Here is a 16,872-nt window from a genome sequence, read left to right as displayed (position 1 = left end):
TCCTCACTGGGCGACGACCTTCACGGTCGAACCGTCATCCAGCTTGTCGGCGCCCTCGGTGATCACCTGCTCCCCCGGCTTGACCCCGTTCTCGAGCACCGCCGACACATCGCCCATGGACGGGCCGGTCTTGATGGTGCGCAGGCTGGCCTTGTCGCCATTTACCACGAACACGAAATCCCCCTTGCTGCCATGCTGGATCGCCCGGGTCGGCACCACGGCAACCTGGGCCAGGGTGTCGGCCTTCAGGCGCGCATTGACGAACTGGTTGGGGAACAGCGCATTGCCCGAATCATCGAACTGCGCCTTGACCTTGATGGTGCCGGTGGTGGTGTCCACCTGGTTGTCCAGGGCCAACAGGCTGCCGGTGGCCAGCAAAACTTTCTTGTTGCGGTTGTAGGCCAGCACCGTCACGGCGCCATGGCCCAGGGCCTGGTTGATAGCGCCCAAGTCATCCTCGGGCACGGCGAACACCACGGTGGCCGGGTTCATCTGGGTGATCACTACTATGCCGGTGGTGCTGGTGGTGGTGACGTAGTTGCCCGGGTCTACCAGGCGCAGGCCCACCACGCCGTCGACGGGCGAGGTAATGGTGCAGTAGCCGACCTGCACTTCAAGGTCCTGCACATTGCCCTGATCGGCGGCCACGGTGCCCAGTTGTTGCTGGACCAACGAGGCCTGGGTATCGACGGTTTGCTGGCTGGTGGAACCGGCCTTGACCAGTTCGCGGTAGCGCGCCAGATCGCGCTGGGCGTTGCTCAACACCGCCTGGTCGTGGGCCAGGGTGCCCTTGGCCACGGCCAGTTGGGCCTTGAGGGCACGGTCATCGATGCGGGCGATCACCTGGCCCTTGGTGACATGCTGGCCTTCCTTGAACGCCACGCTGCTGAGGATGCCATCGACCTGGGTAACCACGGTCACACTGCGGGTGGGAGTGACGGTGCCGAGGGCGTCGATATACACCGGCACGTCCTGCAACACCACTGGCACCACGGCCACCGGTTCGCCGGGAGTGGGTGGCCGGCCTTTGTGCCCGCCTGCAAAGAAGTGCAACCCCAAGGCAATCAACAACGCCACCAGTAACAACGTGCAAACTGCCCAGGCAGGCGCCCTCCGCTTATTTTTTTTCCCCACCGCTTCTCACTCGAAAGCCGAACACAGACTGCCTTATACTTTACCCACAAGCTTGACATCTGCGTGTCCTACTACGAGTTCATTCAGCGTCAAGACAGAAAACAACATTAAATGCTCCGCCTTAGCAAGCTTCCGCACCATTTCTGAGCACTACGTGACCATAAAAGGTCCTGGCTATTCAACTCCAATAAAAAACTCTCGCGAGGAGCCTATGATCTGAACGAAGTTCGAGGTAAGGACTTGACAATCGACTTCGCCGCCCCCCTCACTCTAAAGATTCTGACGAGATGGACCAAGTATTGGTATACCTGCTCAAGAGTTTCAGAACTTCATTAGATTGCTCAACCTGAAAATATGACTCGCTGTTTATATATGTTTAGGTGACATGGGGAGCATGGGATCGACGGGATATGCCGTAGTTCCCCCCAGCAAATTAAAAACCAGCATCGGCAGATGGGTGCTCACGTTCGTGGAGGATCAATCAACGTTGTATCGAATATGGGTGCGACAGGGCAGCAGGCGTAGCGCCTGCTTTAAGCCGGTGATCGAAGATACACCGTGGAACAGTCGCCATAATGTGAAACAAGGACACCGCGGGACTGACGCAGCCTCTAATCTTAAGATCTAAACCCTGTGATGCTCACAGGATATGCAATTCGCCAACGTCGACGATGTATAACCGGATGCCAATTGGCGGCTTGGCTGAGTCTTGAGCCGTGTACTGGAATATTCGCATGCACGGTTATTAGGGAGTTGGACGCGGACAATCGGGTTTGACTACCCGGCAACCAGATACGACCGTGGGCGCTCGGGCACAAAAACTGGCTCTTCGCAAAATCGTTGCGTAGAGGCAAACGGGCGGTGGCGATCATGAGCCTGATCCAGTCAGCGCGCATCAATTATGAATTGATCTGTCAGATAAACCGATACTTCGCAATACAGAATTCTCATCAAAATGCAGCTCAAGTCCACTAATAACGGACTGAAAAGTGTTAGGAGGCGGCGGCTGGAGAAGCGTCAGTCTTTAGAGGGGTTTAGTAATGATATAGCCGAAGCCACGTACGGTGAATATTAAGCAGTGTGAAACCCGGCAGGTCGATTTTCTCGCGCAGGCGACCGATATGCACATCTGTCAGATTGGTGCCCGCACCGAAGTATCCCTACATGCCGCGAAAATCATCATGCGCGTGAGGACCTGCCCAGAGCTGCGCATGAAAACTGTAGGAGTTTATATGCAACGGGCTGCGCGGCTGATCAGGTCAAGTTCCAGGTCGCGACACTAAGGGTGGCTTTGAATTACTGAGCCGTTCTGTTGCGGCGCAGCAGCACTTCGACACGGTGACCATCTCATCAGATGCGAAAGGCTTGGTGAGTTAGTCATCACCAACAACAAAAACAACAACACGAAGGCTGCGTAGATGTTCGTCCACATCGGAAAGAGCGCTGATCATATAAACACGCCGATGGTGCGCATCGTGGCCACGATAGCCGGGCCATCTAGTTTCGGAGGCATGCGCTCGAGGAAATCAGGTTGTAAGCACAACTCACAGCCCGACCTAACCTCCGCGACAATTGTGCGCCCAATCCACGCCCGTCCATGTTTGATTAGTGACGATTTCCTGCTGTGTTACCGTGTCGTCTTCAACTCTCTAAATACTAAGCACAGGTTCATCTGAACAGAGTCACTAGATTCGCTGATTGGCAAATGTAACGACCGCAGTGCAAGGTAAGTGAAATAACGCTGTCCCATACCCTCATAGCAAAAGCGGAATGGCGTTACGGATTTTTGCCCCTATGACGTGAGCACATCATGACGACTCAAGCAAACCACTAGTTATAAGACAAGACTAAACCTGCCAAAAGACGCATTAAAAATAAACAAAAACGCAAATTATAAAAAAACGCAAAAAAAAATCATGACACGACAATCAGTGTTTCTTCATAAGATGTAAACTGCGCGGTAACGATCAATGCGACCATACATAATATCGGTTTTTTGCATATTTGATAAAAGCAGATGTACTCGTCAGCGAAACAAATCAGCAAGAATTAGAATCGAAAATGAGACGTGCCATGAACCAATCAACACACCCAAAAAGTAGAATGTTGGAGATCGTCAAGTTTTCGAGACGGCTTTCAATAGAGGTTATCAATACCGTAGTTACGGCGTGGCGAGTCGAAACAATTTATCTCGAGATTAAGTCAGCTATAAAAAATAGCCCTACCAATATTAAAAATGACAACTTGATTACTCGAGGAGCCATGCAAGATATATTACACAGAGATATGTTTATATTGCTAGCAGCATTATCGAGAATGGAGAAAAACCTCATTAGAAGTGCAAGAACCCAAATTAAAAGCGGAGAAACTCGAGAAAATCGTATCCCCAGGAAAAGCCAGCAACTATTGAAGCAAAGAAAAAAATTAATGACTGTATAGTCATTTTAAAAATGTTAGAGATTCGAATCCTTTCAAAAAAACATAATCGTAAGCTGCCGCACGATTAAACACGCCCTTTCCCAGCGTTAAGCCCAACAATTAACAGGTGCGACAGATATGATATCATTAAGAAACATGAAAATAAAATCAAAACTATTATGTACATTTGGCATGTGCGCCTTGATCACGCTTTTAGTTTCCATTCTAGCTCAAATTGGTCTAAGCAAGCTAAAAACGCAACTCGACAACATTGTAGGCAATAACATATTGTCAGTTGCATTGGTCCAACAAACAAGTGGTCGCTCTATTGCTACCAATCGTGACTTCTACAAAGTGATCGTGTTGACTGCTGCCAATGCCAAATCCGAAGAAATAGACTCAGCAGTCGAAGCCTATCGCAAAAATAAAGACCAGGCTTTGGAAGCATTTAGGAAATACGAGACCACCTCGAGGGAGCCAGACGAAATAATAGCGTCCGCTAGCTTCAATCGAGACTGGACTTCTTATACCTCTGCTATTGATAGTGCGTTAGCAGCCCTTCGTGCTGGTGATATTGATCAAGCTCGGAAACTCGGCACCTCCAACATAATAACTGAATATGAAAAAGTAAAAGCAGATATTGCTATCATTCTCGAATCTAACGCACGGCAGGTTGCTGGCGCAAGGAAGTCAGTTGATGAATTGCACAAGCAACTCACTTGGATATTGATAATAGTTTGCTTGATCGCGATTATTATTGCCATGACCTTTGGCATGATTATCACAAAACAAATCACAGACCCGATATATCGGTCGGTAGCCGGAGCAAGTAGAGTTGCTAAAGGTGACTTGACTCAGATTATAGAGTTCAAGGGCACAGACGAAACCGGCCAGCTTTTGCAGTCTCTTTCTAATATGCAAACCAATCTTATAGATACTGTTCGCCAGATATCCGACGCCGCTAATCAATTGGCATCTGCCGCAGAGGAATTAACCGCTGTAACAGACGACAGCACGCGGGGCCTTGTCACACAGAACGGGGAAATCCAACAAGCTGCCACAGCAGTCACAGAGATGACTGCTGCTGTTGAAGAAGTCGCTCGCAACGCGGTAAGTACCTCTACTATTTCAAGCCAGACCGCTGATGAAGCGTATAAAGGGCAAAAACAAGTACAGCAGGCAGTTGCATCGATCGATAATGTGGCTATCGTCATAAATGACTCTACCAAGCTTGTCGAAGCTTTAGCATTCCAGATACATGACATCACAAAAGTTTTAGATGTGATCCGAGGCATCGCTGAACAAACTAATCTTCTTGCCTTGAATGCCGCTATCGAAGCTGCCCGAGCTGGAGAGCAAGGGCGTGGTTTCGCTGTAGTCGCCGATGAAGTTCGGGCGTTAGCCCATCGGACTCAGGCCTCGACTGGTGAAATTGAACATATGATAAGTCGAGTGCGTGACGGCGCAGATGAGGCAGTAACGGCTATGGGTAAAAGTCGTGATCTTGTTCTCAGCACTCAGTCTTTAGCAACAGAAGCAGGCATAGCGCTGCAGCGAATCAGTGAGGGCGTGCAGAGGATCAATGAACAAAACCTGGTAATCGCCAGCGCCGCAGAAGAACAAGCTCAGGTTGCTAGGGAGATTGATCGCAATCTAGTCAATATACAGGACCTATCAGTCCAGACGGCCGCCGGGGCCAACCAAACCAGCGCTTCGAGCCAAGAGCTTTCCAGATTAGCTATCTCATTTAACAAACTTGTTGGTCATTTTAAACTGTAACTACTACACGACTAAAAACATGGTACTTGATCAGCCCAGAGCGGCGTCCTATTGACTCAGGAAAAAAGAGGTAATGATGAAATATTCAAAGAAATTTTTTCCCTTCGCCATTTTGACGGGAATACTTACTTTCAGCATGGCCGCTTACGGTGCTGACAAATCAGTGTTAGCTGGCTACTCCGATGGAGCCAAGGTCGTAAAGGTGGACGCTACCCGTTCGCAAATTGACGAGATAACCGGTGTCGTCTACAGCCAGATCAAGCAGATGCGGTCGGTGCGTCAAATGCAAATGAACGTACTGGTGCCTAGAAACAACGACTTAAAGCCGGCTATTGTTTATTTCCCTGGAGGTGGCTTTACCTCGGCCGATTACGGTAAATTTTTTGAAATGCGTAGCGCTCTGGCCCGCGCCGGTTTTGTGGTGGCGGCAGCCAACTATCGGGTGGTGCCGGATAAATTTCCTGCTCTGGTCGAGGACGGGAAAGCAGCGGTGCGTTATCTGCGCGCTCACGCTAATGAGTATGGTATTGATCCGAAGCGCATCGGGGTGCTGGGCGATTCAGCTGGCGGCTATCTGGTTCAAATGCTCGGTACTACTAACGGTGACCATGGTTTCGATAAAGGGGACTATTTGACAGCGTCGTCGGACGTTCAAGCTGTGGTTTCTCTATACGGCATCTCTGATCTAAGAAATATCTCAGCAGGATTTTCTTCAGCTGTGCAAAAAGTTCACGAATCACCGTCAGTGACTGAAGCCCTTTTGGTGCAAGGCCCGGCATTTGGTAACTTTGCCGGTGCGAGCATCTTCTCTGACTCTGCCAAGGCGCTTTCAGCTAGCCCCATGGGTCATTTGCAAGGGCCTAAACCTCCGTTCCTAATAATGCACGGAAGCTCAGATACTCTGGTCTCACCAGTGCAGAGTAAACAACTGTATGAAGGTCTACGCAATAATGGACACCGGGCCGACTATGTACTAGTCCAAGGTGCGTCTCACGGTGACATCACCTGGTTCCAAGCTCCCATCGTTGACCTCGTGGTTGATTGGTTCAAGAAGTCCCTCGGGACGCCGCTGGCGAGGGAAGCAATACCTGCTGCCGAGTCCAATCTATAACCTCTTCGGCGTCAGATGTCTTGGCCGCTTGACTCTCATAATTGGAATTTTGGTAGATGACCTGACGCGCATCTTTATGCTGCACTTGAGGTAAAGGCGCCAAGTGCTAGCGGTAACTGACAAATTGAGCACATATTCGGTCGAGTATGTGCTTGCGCTGGCGAGCGCTATAATGGCTATGGATAAAAATCTAAATAATTGGCGACAAAAGCTGGGTTCGCTACAGCGAATCAGTAAGTATTTCCTTTAGTAAACAAGGTGATGGCCTTTGCAGCAGAAGAACTGACACAAGTCACCTGGAAGATTGATCACACGCTTAATGTAAAGGGCCTGCATGTGCACATGACAGCGGACGTTAATAAAACCCGCGCTTCTATTCTAGAACCATCTAGGTGTTCCATCCATGGACTTATCAAAACCTGCAAACTGTAAACTCAATACCTGCTTCGGCATAAGCTTAAATCTAACCGTTGGGCATGCTCAAGTTTACATCGAAGGAAAGCAGCGGGGATAGATGCCGATATCAGTACCGACCAAACCCAATAAAGCTCGTTAATGGATATCGCATGAACGCCTATCAAGCAGCTCATCCCTACGAAGCTAAGATTAGTGTAATTGTCACGGAGATCATGCCATGTCGACTATAGAATGGGAAATTGAGAAAGTTCGGAGCGCCGCTACTGCATGCATTAGAGTAGCTCAGGATATCATAAGTATTTACGCAGAAATAAACAGACAGATTGCAACCTATGAGAATAGCATATCAACACTCAAGAAAAACTTGTCAGGCATCTCTTCAACTTCACAAACACATGATAGCTCAAGCACTTCAAAACGTAACGCCGCGCTCTTAGAAACGAACACCCTAAACATACAGTCAGCGCGATTAAAAACAATTCTTACATCTGCATGCTCACTACTTATGGGAGAATTGGGCCAACACTTAGATAACGTTCGGACCGGAATAAATTCTTTAATAATTAAATTTGACAAACCCATTCTTACCGAAGAACAAATTTCCATACTAACCTCCATCACTGATGAAGTCGATAGCGCCTGCAGCAAGTTAGGCAGCGTACAGTTCCCAGACTGTAAGGAAATGGAAAAAATATTCACCACACTAAACAGCATCAAGCTGACGAACGGACAGACAAGCAAGTATTAACACAAAAATTAAAAACAGGTTAATCGCAAATTTTTCATTGATGACCTGCATATTTCTCTTCTCACCACAGAAGAATAAAGACATCTCACCCGGAGTGCGCGCCAAACATTCTAAAGATTTCGCTTTATGCTTGGCATTCATAAATTCACACATCCGCCCCAAGCGAAGCCTCCCGAACTATTACAATTCGACACCAAACGTGTCTGAGATAAATATCTTTTATCAAAGGCACGTGATTACCCCGGTTACACGTTTTACGCGAGCCGTGAATACATCCGTCAAAAATCAGGGGATTTGGAAAATGAACCAAACCTAACTTCCACTCTAGAAATTTGAACTTGCCGAGATAAACGGTTTAAAGCTGTAGGCGCGTGGGTATGATGGCTTCCTTGAGGAGGGATCCTCCAAATATGCTCTCAAATGTGCTGAAATACATCTGACACCTGATCACAGCGGCCCGTGAGGCAGATTCTGCACCCTGCTGCACCAGGGGAATCTGTCAGGTGCGAAACCGCAGTCCGTTCTGCGCCTGCTGGCTGAATCACCAGAGCGGTGGCTTTCTGTGCGAGGATCAGGGCGTGGTTGAGGCCACGGAGTAGGCCTGAGCTATCACTTGCAAGCGGCGGCATCAGGTCGAGATCGACCTGATTGACTCAACGCAAGGGAGTCGCCAAGCGCACCGCTTCGCTCAAGGCACCCTGATCTAGTTGAGTAAAAGTCCGTCGCAACATCCAGCCTGCCAGCCAGTCCGGAGTGAAGCGCATGAACAGGTTACGCATATGCCAACTGTAACGTGTGGTGGGTACATACCAGTTGGCCATCCGCGGAGCCAGTGCCTGCAGGATGTCGATATCCGGTCTCAAACGCGCTTCGTATCGGCTCAAGGCATTAACGTCATAGCTGCGGGCCAGTTCCTCGGCCAGCAGCCAGGCACCGGTGATGGCCATGCTCGCTCCGCGTCCGGAAGCAAGGGTCAGGCAGTGCGCGGCATCGCCCAGCAGCACCAGCCGGCCTTTGTGCCAGGTGGGTAGATGCACTTGCATCAAATGATCAAGATAAAACCCGTCTGGCCGTGCGGCCAATGCCGCCTGAATATCCTGATGAGCATGCGAGAACAAATCCTGTAGCCAGGCGGCGCGCTGTTCGCGGGGCACCCGTAATCCCTCACTGTCCTGCCAGACGAACAGCGCAGCCAGCAGGTCCTTGCGCATCCCGTAGAGTTCGACGGTGTAACCGGGTTCGGAGAACGACACATGTCGCTCATCGACGCGAGCTGACTGCCCTTGCAGAGTAAAAGCCGCCGCGCTGTAGCCAAGGGATTTAAGGCACTCTTCGTCGCTGGCGAAATAACGCTGACGTAAAGAAGAGAAGCAGCCATCGGCCGCCACCACAAAGTCAAAACACTCGTGTTCGGAGTTGTCGAACCACACCTCCACGCCGTCATCCCGCTGCTGCAGCGTATGCACCTGAGTGCTGAAGCGAATCGGTACTTGATCGCCCAATGCTCGATGCAGAGCCATGACCAGATCATCACGACATACCGGCAGCAGATTGGTCTGGCGCAGATGTTTGCGATGGTCGATCAGTAGCACATCGCGGCCCTGACTGTCCCGGAACTGGGTACGACCCAACTCCACGCCCTTGGCCTCAAGGCCTTCGAGGATGCCCATCTGCCCGGCAATCTGGTAACCACTTCCGCCCAGGCTGAGAACAAAGCCGTCACAGCGCAGGTCGGGAGCCTTCTCCACAATGGTCGGCGCGAATCCTCGTTGCTTCAGCCACCAGGCAGCGGCCAGTCCGGCAATGCCGGCGCCTTGAATCAGAATCTTCGCTGACACGTGTTATCCCTTGCGTTCGCACCTTGGCTAATGCGATCAAGATTGCGGGCGGCGCGATCTTTGAGCGCGCGCGATCAGGGATGAAACGCGCGTGATCAGACCTTTAATGATAAGTGTTATCATTTGTCATCGCGCACTCAGGGCCTCCTCCATGTCCATCAACCATTACGTCGCCGATCAACCACTCTCCCCCACCTTCGCCAACCTGGCTGATGAGGAACTCGACATACGCGTGCTCGACCTGCTGCCTGCGCAGGACTGTCGTATCCAGGCCAACAGCGAACCCTCGCTGTCGATCGCCTACTACGCTCAAGGGAGCGGCTGGCGGCAATTTGCCGATACGCCATTCATGCTGCTCAGCCCTGATACCTGCTGCCTGTACCACGGGTCCGTTGCGATTCAAGGCGAAGGGATGCTGGCGGCCAATACCCGAGTACGCGGAGTCAATATCAGCTTTGCGCCTCAGGTACTCAGTCGCATCGGGCTTGACCAACAGTTGCTCGACCAGGCGGGTCTATGGGAGAGGCGCATCTCCACTGACGGTCAGGCACGACTGGTGCAATTCCCCGCGCCAACCGTGCTGCGCAAAGTTGGCATGGCAATGCTCGATTGCCCGCTGCAAGGGGTAGCGCGGGAGATTTTCCTGCGGGGCAAGGCGTTCGAGATGCTCGGCGAAATGGTCGGCTATCTGCAAAGCGGCCAGCTCCAGCCTGCCGTCGGTGCACGTGATCGCGCCCGTATTGAACAGGCACACGGCTTATTGAAAGCACGCCCCGCCGAACCCTGGACGCTTGAAGCGCTGGCCGATGCTGTGACCCTGAATGTGCGCAAACTCAAGCAAGGGTTTCGTCAGGTATATGGCAAAGGTGCCTACACGCTGCTTCAGGATATTCGCATGGAGTTGGCCGCTGAGCGTCTGCAGCGAGGCGAACGAGTGGTCGATGCGGCTCTGGAAGTCGGGTACTCCAATCCAAGTCACTTCGCCAAGGTGTTTCGTCGTCATCACGGGATTGCTCCCAGCGAATACCGCAATCGCTGTGAGACTCCAATCAAATGATAATCAATATCAACAACTGACCCGATCACGCGCGCCGACACCCTGATCACGCGCGCAGGCCAACGGCTATAACCCGACCATTTGGCCATCCCCCTTCCTCAGGTTATCTCCATGCAACGCTCCTTGCTCCACCTTGCGGTACTGTTCGCCATCACGCCCTACGCTTCTGCTGACTCGGTACTGACCTTGCCTGAACTGCAAGTCACCGCCAGCAAGCGTGTCCAGTCTCAAAACCAGACAGATCTGGCTCTGGCCGTAGCCACCCCGGCAGACCTGGAACAAGCCAATGTTTACCGCAGCGGGGAGCTGGAACGCGTCTTTCCCGAATTATTAGTGCGCAATACCGGCGCAGGCCTTTTCCCCAGCCTGAGCATGCGCGGCATCTCATCTTCAGACCCCTACAACGCTCCGGTCGGGATTTATGTCGATGGTGTTCCACAGTACTTGGGCACCTTCAATCAGGAATTGCTGGACATCGAACAAATCGAACTGCTCAAAGGCCCGCAAGGAACGTTGTATGGTCGTAATGCTCATGCGGGAGCGTTGAATATCACTACCCGTCAGCCCGACGAAACCCAGACTGCCACGGTACAAAGCCGTTTCAGTAACCTGCATCAGCAAGTTTCTGCCAGTGGCTCCGCTCCACTGGTCAGTGACCGTTTGTACGTACAAGGTGCGGTTTACCACGACGACACCGACGGCGAGTTGACCCGCAGTGAACACCATGGGGACAGCGACAATGGTGGCGGTCGAGTGGGCCTGTTGTTCAAGGCCAATGAAGACCTGAGCCTGCGTCTGGCCTACGCGCGGGACAAACTACGATCGTATGACGAGCAATATCTCGCCGACGAGACTTATGGCAAGCGTCGGGCCAGCGTGCCGTTGATGGAGTCTGTGTACGTACGCCGTGTTGAAAGCAGCAGCGCCACCGTTGATTGGAGCCTTAATGACAGCTGGCGCCTGACCTCCATCAGTGCCCTGCAGAACTACCGGCATGAGCGGTTGTTCGGGGATCTGGGCTTCCTCTGGCCGGAAACCCAGCGCACCCTCAGCCAAGAGTTGCGCCTGTCGACTCAAGGCGCTGATCGGGCATGGGATCTGGTGACGGGCCTTTATTGGCAGAACAGTAAAAGTCATTCGCAACGTGAACCTGATGCCAGCGCACCGTTATCCGGCGTCTACGGTCAGGCGGACAGCCGCATCGAAAATACCGAAAAAGCTGTATTTGGTGAGTTCACCTGGCATTTGGCGCCCCGTTGGGACCTGACCTTGGGTGCGCGTCACAGCCAGGAAAAAGCCGAGACTCGCTATGTGCAGCAAAACGCGTTGTTCACCCCCGGCTTTGAATACAGTGGCAACGACACCTTCACCAGCACCACGCCAAAGGTCGCTCTGGGTTTCCAGGCAACACCTGACACTCGGCTGTACGCATCGGTGAGCAAGGGCTTCAAGGCTGGCGGCTACAACCGCATCGGCGCCATCACTCCCGATGCTGTGGCCTACTCACCGGAAAAATCCCTGAACATGGAAGTCGGCATCAAGGCCAGTCTGCTGGACAAGCGTGTATGGCTCAATGGTGCGCTGTACCGCATTTATATCGACGACGTGCAGCAATTCGTCGGCGACGCAGGTACAGGGACTCAGTCTCTGGCCAATATCGGCAAGGCCCGCAGCGAGGGCGCCGAGTTATCTGTGGATTGGCAAGCTACTGAAGCGACCCGTCTGAGTATTGCAGGCACCTTGAACCGTAACCGCCTGCTTGACTCGGAGCGTCAGGGTAATCAATTGACCTTCACACCCAAACGCACTTTGCGGGTTTCGGCGGAACACAGCCTGTACTTCGATGGCGTAATGGGCGAGGTCCGTCCCAGTGTTGGCCTGAGCTACACCGGCAAGCATTATTTTGACGTCGATAACCAGGTAGCCCAAAGCGGCTACAGCCTGCTCGATGCACGCCTTGCCTGGCTGCCCAGGCCGGATCTCGAATTGGCGCTGTACGGTAACAATCTGAGTGACAAGTTGTATCGAACCTATGCCTATGAGTCTGCTGGTCAGCAGTTTGCCCAGCCCGGCCATAGCAGGGAGTTGGGGCTGAGCATGAAGGCTTCATTCTGATATGCGCCGCTATCTTCCTTACTGGTGTTACTACCTGCATCAGGGAGTGCTCACCGCACTGATGCTGCAAGGAGTGGTGGCCTATTTTCGCCATCAAGGGCTCGACCTGGCCAGCCTCAGCCTGTTATGGCTGACGTTTCTACCATGGATCGGCAAGTTCTTCTGGGCACCGTGGTGCGAGCGGCATTGTCTGGGTTTGCGGGGCAATCGTTATCTGGGCAGTCTGGTCCTTCTACAACTGGGCATGGCGGCAATTCTGCTGATTATCAGCGCACTAACTCCGCAGCACTCGTTTTACCCGATTCTGAAGGCAATGCTGTTATTAGCGGTGTTGTCAGCTACGCATGACATTTATGCCGATGCCATCACCATTACCACCTGTGACAGCCATGAACGGCCGTTCGCCAACGCCGCCCAAGTGGGCGGCAGCTACCTCGGCGTAGTATTCGGCAGCCTGGCGTTCTTGTATCTCGCGCAGCACTGGGGTTGGCGTGGCGGGTTCATGGCGATGGCGCTGCTCTCTTTGAGCCTGTTGCTGCCGCTGAGATGGCTGCCCGCCAGTCGTGAGCAACAGAAGCACGCCCCGCCGCCGCGACTGGATCACCGGAGTATTCAAGCCATGTGGCCAGTTCTTTGCCTGGTGGCTGTTTACTACCTGGCCATGCGAGGGATGATGGCTTTGCAAACGGTGATGCTGCTGGATAACGGCCTCGACTTCAGCCAACTGGGACTGATCACCACTCTTTACGGCACATTTGCCAGCGGGCTGGGTATCTTGATCGGTAGCTGGATGGCTCGGCGGTTGGGGACCTGGCAGTGCCTCACGCCGAGCATGCTTATCCACGCCGGTATTACTCTTGTGGCTGCTTGCGGCGCGCGAATATTTGATCTGCAGGTATGGCTGGCGCTTTTCGCGGTGGTGAATGTCGCCGCTGCGATCGGCTTCGTCACCCTTTACAACCTGCTGATGGGTCAGGTACGCCCTCATCAACCGGCCTCTGATTACGCGCTGCTGCAATCGACTGACGCGGCGGTGGCGATGCTTGCCTCGCTGGCGACCCTGCAAGTTGCGCACTATTTGGGCTACCCGCAACTGCTGCTGTGCCTGGCGGTGATTGCCTGCGTCTGTCTGTATCCAGCACGCAAAATGTGCCTGCGACTGCAACAACAGACTGGGGGCATAACAGCGATTTGAACTTCATGATACGAGTCGCAACGGCAGAACCTAGTTCGCCAACCTTACCAATAGCAATCTATCGCTTCGGGCAAAGCACACAAAAGACAATCACGGCCCGCGTGCTTGGCGGCATAGAGCGCTGCGTCAGCGGCTCCGATCAACGCCCCGGCGCTGACTTGAGGTGCAGTTGCAGCCGCTACCCCCAGGCTGATGATAACTCGCGCACCTTCGTCCAGTATCGGGTGCGGAATATTGAGTGCCGCCACTGCAGCTCGTAGTGCCTTGGCTAACGCGGTGGTGACCCTACATGGTTTCACACTGGTGCCACTAGTGTGCCATTTAGCTGTCTGGAGAGCATGGCCTTTGCTCAGCCGCTGATCACGTCCTTGGCGCCTTAGCTGTAAAACTTGAAACCGGGCTATCACCGCTGGGCAGCCGTTCGTACGTACTGCGGGGGTGCGGGCCTAGAGGTTTGGGCACTAATTAGCCCAACTGAGCGATTTCTGGTGAGTGAGAGGACCGAACAATTCTGCTGCTAAATAGCCCATATGGTGAGAAAACCCAGTAGACCTAATGCTCCGAGCGTCCATGTCTCGCCCAAGCTTCGATTCATCACCTGCCATCCTTCTGCAGAGCAGCCCGCCTAAGGGGCGATCACGGTAAAGGGGCGGTTTTAGCTAAGCAAATGGATATGGCAAATATGGGGTACAAATAGGGGTGTTTTCTGCCAAAACGGGCAAGCTCCCTGCGATTGTTCTCACCCAAGCTATTGATATTAATGATAATTAATCGAAAAAACGCGTCCTAGCCTCTTTAGCGTGTGATTAACGTCTAAGCAGGTCTTGGGATGTATGCACTCTAGCTTTCGCTGTTGATCCGCCCTATCTAACGCAGGCATTGTGCCTCAGTCACCGAAGGATGACTTCAAACAATCCACCAGCTGCCGGGCTGCCGGGCTGCCGGGCTGCCGGACGCAGGTTGGCGTCTAAACTTGTCTACGGATTTTCTAAGGACAGATAGATGTTTATTCTGCTGTCGGTGACGGGCCTCTCTCAAGGTAGGTAGAGAGAGCAATACTGCTACGCGTCGCCTCAATGCCTTCTATTCCATGAATCATGCCGAGTAAGGCCTCCAGTGTCTGAGTATCTCGAGTTCTGACTTTGAGCAGGACAGCACTCTCGCCTGTCACCGTGTGAATCTCTTCAATATCAGGCAAGTCGACCAATTGTATAAGTTGTCGCGTCTTTGCCCAGCTTTTCGTGTCGACGTTGATGAATGCGAGAAGAGGCCTGCCAAGCTTGGCGCCGTCGAGCGAAGCAACAGTCGCTTTGATAACGCCGAGCTGCCTAAGGCGTTTCACGCGCTCATGCACAGCTGGCCCTGACAGATGAACCAATTCGCCTAGCACTGCATAGCTGGACGTCGCATCTACGGCCAGATAACCTAATAACTTTCGGTCAATCCGGTCCAGCGAGGTGCTTTTGGCTGTACCTTTCTTAATAGGGTTCGAATTTTCACTCATTTCAGCCATATCTCGCTTTTTGCCAAATTCCGTTAGGTATATTTGAACACGTTTTGTACCGTATTCAGAGGTTTGTCATAATGACAGATATATCTCATTCAGCAGCTAGTCCGCCGATAAAGGTTACGTTGCTGATGTGTTCGGTCGCCATCGTGGGGTCGAATGGCCTGCTTCTGAGCCCAATTCTTTCTGACGTAGCGTCTTCACTGGCTGCGCCCCTAAAGCTCAGCAGCGATTGCAATGTCATCCTACGGTGCAGGGACGGCTATTTCAGCGCTGTTCCTGGCTCCGCTAATCGATCGCTGCGGTGCGTCTTGGACTTTGAAAGCCGGGTTAATAACCCTTCTCTTCGCGATGCTCGGGAGTTCGTTAGCTGTCTCTGTCGCAATGTTGGTCGCGTTCCAAGCACTCGCAGGGGCAGGAGCAGGTCTCGTTCTTCCATCTGCCTACGCACTTGCAACTAAATATATTGCACCGGAATTTGCCTCCCGAGCTTTGGGGAAAGTGCTCATTGGCTGGTCACTTTCACTTGTTGCTGGCGTTCCGCTATCAGCATTTATTACAGAGTACGCCGGGTGGCGAGTTGCGTACTTATGTTTAGCCGTGTCAACAACATTCATTTTCTTCTGTTTACCTCAATCCCCACTTTATCCCAGTAGAAATCGACAAGAAGCTGGCTGGCCAAGCCCACTCCGTGCATTGAAGGAAACTGGCGTACGTCCTCTTTTGACTCTCGGACTAGCCTTCACCAGCTCGTTCTACGGCACCTATGCGTTTGTGGTGCAAGAGACGCGCGAGGTGCTGCAGACTTCAACGGCACAAGCCGGGATTGTTGTTTTAATGTTCGGGCTCGGTTTTGCAAGCGCATCAATTGCTAATCGCAGGGTCGACCAGATAGGGCAACATAAGGTATTACCGTGGCTACTGATTGTTAATGCGAGCATTTTCGTATCCATGATTCTCACCATGGCCTCGTTTGTAGGGTTTCTACCAGTGGTCTTCTGCTGGGGGTTTGCTAACCATCTGACTCTAAACACGATCGTGCTGCTGTTATCGCAATCCAGCGATAAGCAACGTGGAGCGATACTCGGACTGAACAGCGCAACAACTTACTTAGGCCTGACCGTCGGCACAATCGCCGCGAGCCTCATCTATCCCGTGGCTGGGTTCAAAACTATTCTTCTGGTTGCAGCTATGGTGCAGATAGCAGCTGCTTTATTAGCCTTTTACGGATTAAGGTCTAAAACGGATTTTCAGTTAGATGCCGATTGAGACAAACCTTAATTCGGTAGTCTGACAAGGTCGCGGTAGGAACGGTCGCGGTAGGGATGGCAGTTACCTGCCCCCCCCGCACAGATCCGTACGTGCGGAACTACCGCGTACGGCTCCTGCCTCGGGTATGTGACGCGAAGCGATCCTCAGGGTACGGATGTGCATTTCTGGGTCTAGGTATGTAGAGGTCGGCAAGACGTCCGTAGCGTGACCACTGAAGCCGGTTACGCTGGCTGCGACGTTTGAGGGCTTGCCGCCATAGACGACATACCGCCGAACGAAAA

The 16,872-nt window shown here is 52.5% G+C and carries 12 protein-coding genes and 1 pseudogene; 8 read left to right on the top strand and 5 right to left on the bottom strand.

The features are described 5' to 3' along the window. Positions 1-3: 3 nt before the first annotated feature. The gene (locus tag BLW22_RS07255) at positions 4-1,086 is read right to left on the bottom strand and encodes an efflux RND transporter periplasmic adaptor subunit (protein WP_074845036.1); all 1,083 of its coding nucleotides are present in this window, start codon (positions 1,084-1,086) and stop codon (positions 4-6) included. Between the two features lie 1,072 nt (positions 1,087-2,158). After that, a pseudogene (locus BLW22_RS35115) lies at positions 2,159-2,750 on the bottom strand (winged helix-turn-helix domain-containing protein). A gap of 457 nt (positions 2,751-3,207) precedes the next feature. On the opposite strand from BLW22_RS35115, the gene BLW22_RS34330 reads away from it, so the two are divergent. The 4 genes from BLW22_RS34330 to BLW22_RS34325 all read left to right on the top strand — a co-directional run bounded on the left by BLW22_RS34330 (position 3,208) and on the right by BLW22_RS34325 (position 7,607). Next, positions 3,208-3,573, top strand: coding sequence for a hypothetical protein (locus BLW22_RS34330; RefSeq protein ID WP_143045100.1), 366 nt, complete (start codon positions 3,208-3,210; stop codon positions 3,571-3,573). Between the two features lie 117 nt (positions 3,574-3,690). Continuing rightward, positions 3,691-5,331, top strand: a complete 1,641-nt coding sequence (locus BLW22_RS07250; RefSeq protein WP_074845033.1) for a methyl-accepting chemotaxis protein — start codon at positions 3,691-3,693, stop codon at positions 5,329-5,331. A 76-nt stretch (positions 5,332-5,407) separates the two neighbouring features. Next, positions 5,408-6,442: an alpha/beta hydrolase gene (locus tag BLW22_RS07245; protein WP_074845196.1), complete on the top strand. Its 1,035-nt coding sequence runs from the start codon at positions 5,408-5,410 to the stop codon at positions 6,440-6,442. A 634-nt stretch (positions 6,443-7,076) separates the two neighbouring features. Beyond that, complete coding sequence (locus tag BLW22_RS34325) at positions 7,077-7,607, top strand: hypothetical protein (RefSeq protein WP_143045099.1); 531 nt, start codon at positions 7,077-7,079, stop codon at positions 7,605-7,607. Between the two features lie 653 nt (positions 7,608-8,260). Here BLW22_RS34325 and BLW22_RS07235 read toward each other — a convergent pair. Further along, a complete protein-coding gene (locus tag BLW22_RS07235) occupies positions 8,261-9,445 on the bottom strand; it encodes an FAD-dependent monooxygenase (RefSeq protein WP_074845027.1) in 1,185 nt (394 codons plus the stop codon). Between the two features lie 151 nt (positions 9,446-9,596). Between BLW22_RS07235 and BLW22_RS07230 the strand changes: the two genes are divergently transcribed. From BLW22_RS07230 to BLW22_RS07220, 3 genes are all read left to right on the top strand, one after another. After that, on the top strand, positions 9,597-10,502 hold the full coding sequence (locus tag BLW22_RS07230; protein ID WP_074845024.1) for a helix-turn-helix transcriptional regulator: 906 nt from the start codon (positions 9,597-9,599) through the stop codon (positions 10,500-10,502). A gap of 111 nt (positions 10,503-10,613) precedes the next feature. After that, on the top strand, positions 10,614-12,617 hold the full coding sequence (locus BLW22_RS07225) for a TonB-dependent receptor (RefSeq protein ID WP_074845022.1): 2,004 nt from the start codon (positions 10,614-10,616) through the stop codon (positions 12,615-12,617). A gap of 1 nt (position 12,618) precedes the next feature. Then, positions 12,619-13,812, top strand: a complete 1,194-nt coding sequence (locus BLW22_RS07220) for an MFS transporter (protein WP_074845019.1) — start codon at positions 12,619-12,621, stop codon at positions 13,810-13,812. 44 nt (positions 13,813-13,856) lie between these two features. On the opposite strand, the gene BLW22_RS35225 is transcribed toward BLW22_RS07220, so the two are convergent. Next, positions 13,857-14,111: a diguanylate cyclase domain-containing protein gene (locus BLW22_RS35225; RefSeq protein WP_268876147.1), complete on the bottom strand. Its 255-nt coding sequence runs from the start codon at positions 14,109-14,111 to the stop codon at positions 13,857-13,859. Between the two features lie 707 nt (positions 14,112-14,818). After that, positions 14,819-15,325 carry an Lrp/AsnC family transcriptional regulator gene (locus tag BLW22_RS07210; protein WP_074845014.1) on the bottom strand — a complete coding sequence of 169 codons (507 nt, stop codon included), beginning with the start codon at positions 15,323-15,325 and terminating at the stop codon, positions 14,819-14,821. A gap of 225 nt (positions 15,326-15,550) precedes the next feature. Here BLW22_RS07210 and BLW22_RS07205 point away from each other — a divergent pair, with 225 nt between their 5' ends. After that, positions 15,551-16,588, top strand: coding sequence for an MFS transporter (locus BLW22_RS07205; RefSeq protein WP_328586399.1), 1,038 nt, complete (start codon positions 15,551-15,553; stop codon positions 16,586-16,588). The last annotated feature ends 284 nt before the right edge of the window (positions 16,589-16,872 follow it).

This window comes from Pseudomonas marginalis (assembly GCF_900105325.1).
Classification (GTDB): domain Bacteria; phylum Pseudomonadota; class Gammaproteobacteria; order Pseudomonadales; family Pseudomonadaceae; genus Aquipseudomonas; species Aquipseudomonas marginalis.
Note: the sequence above shows the minus strand (reverse complement) of the source record. Positions and strands in the feature narration are given on the sequence as shown.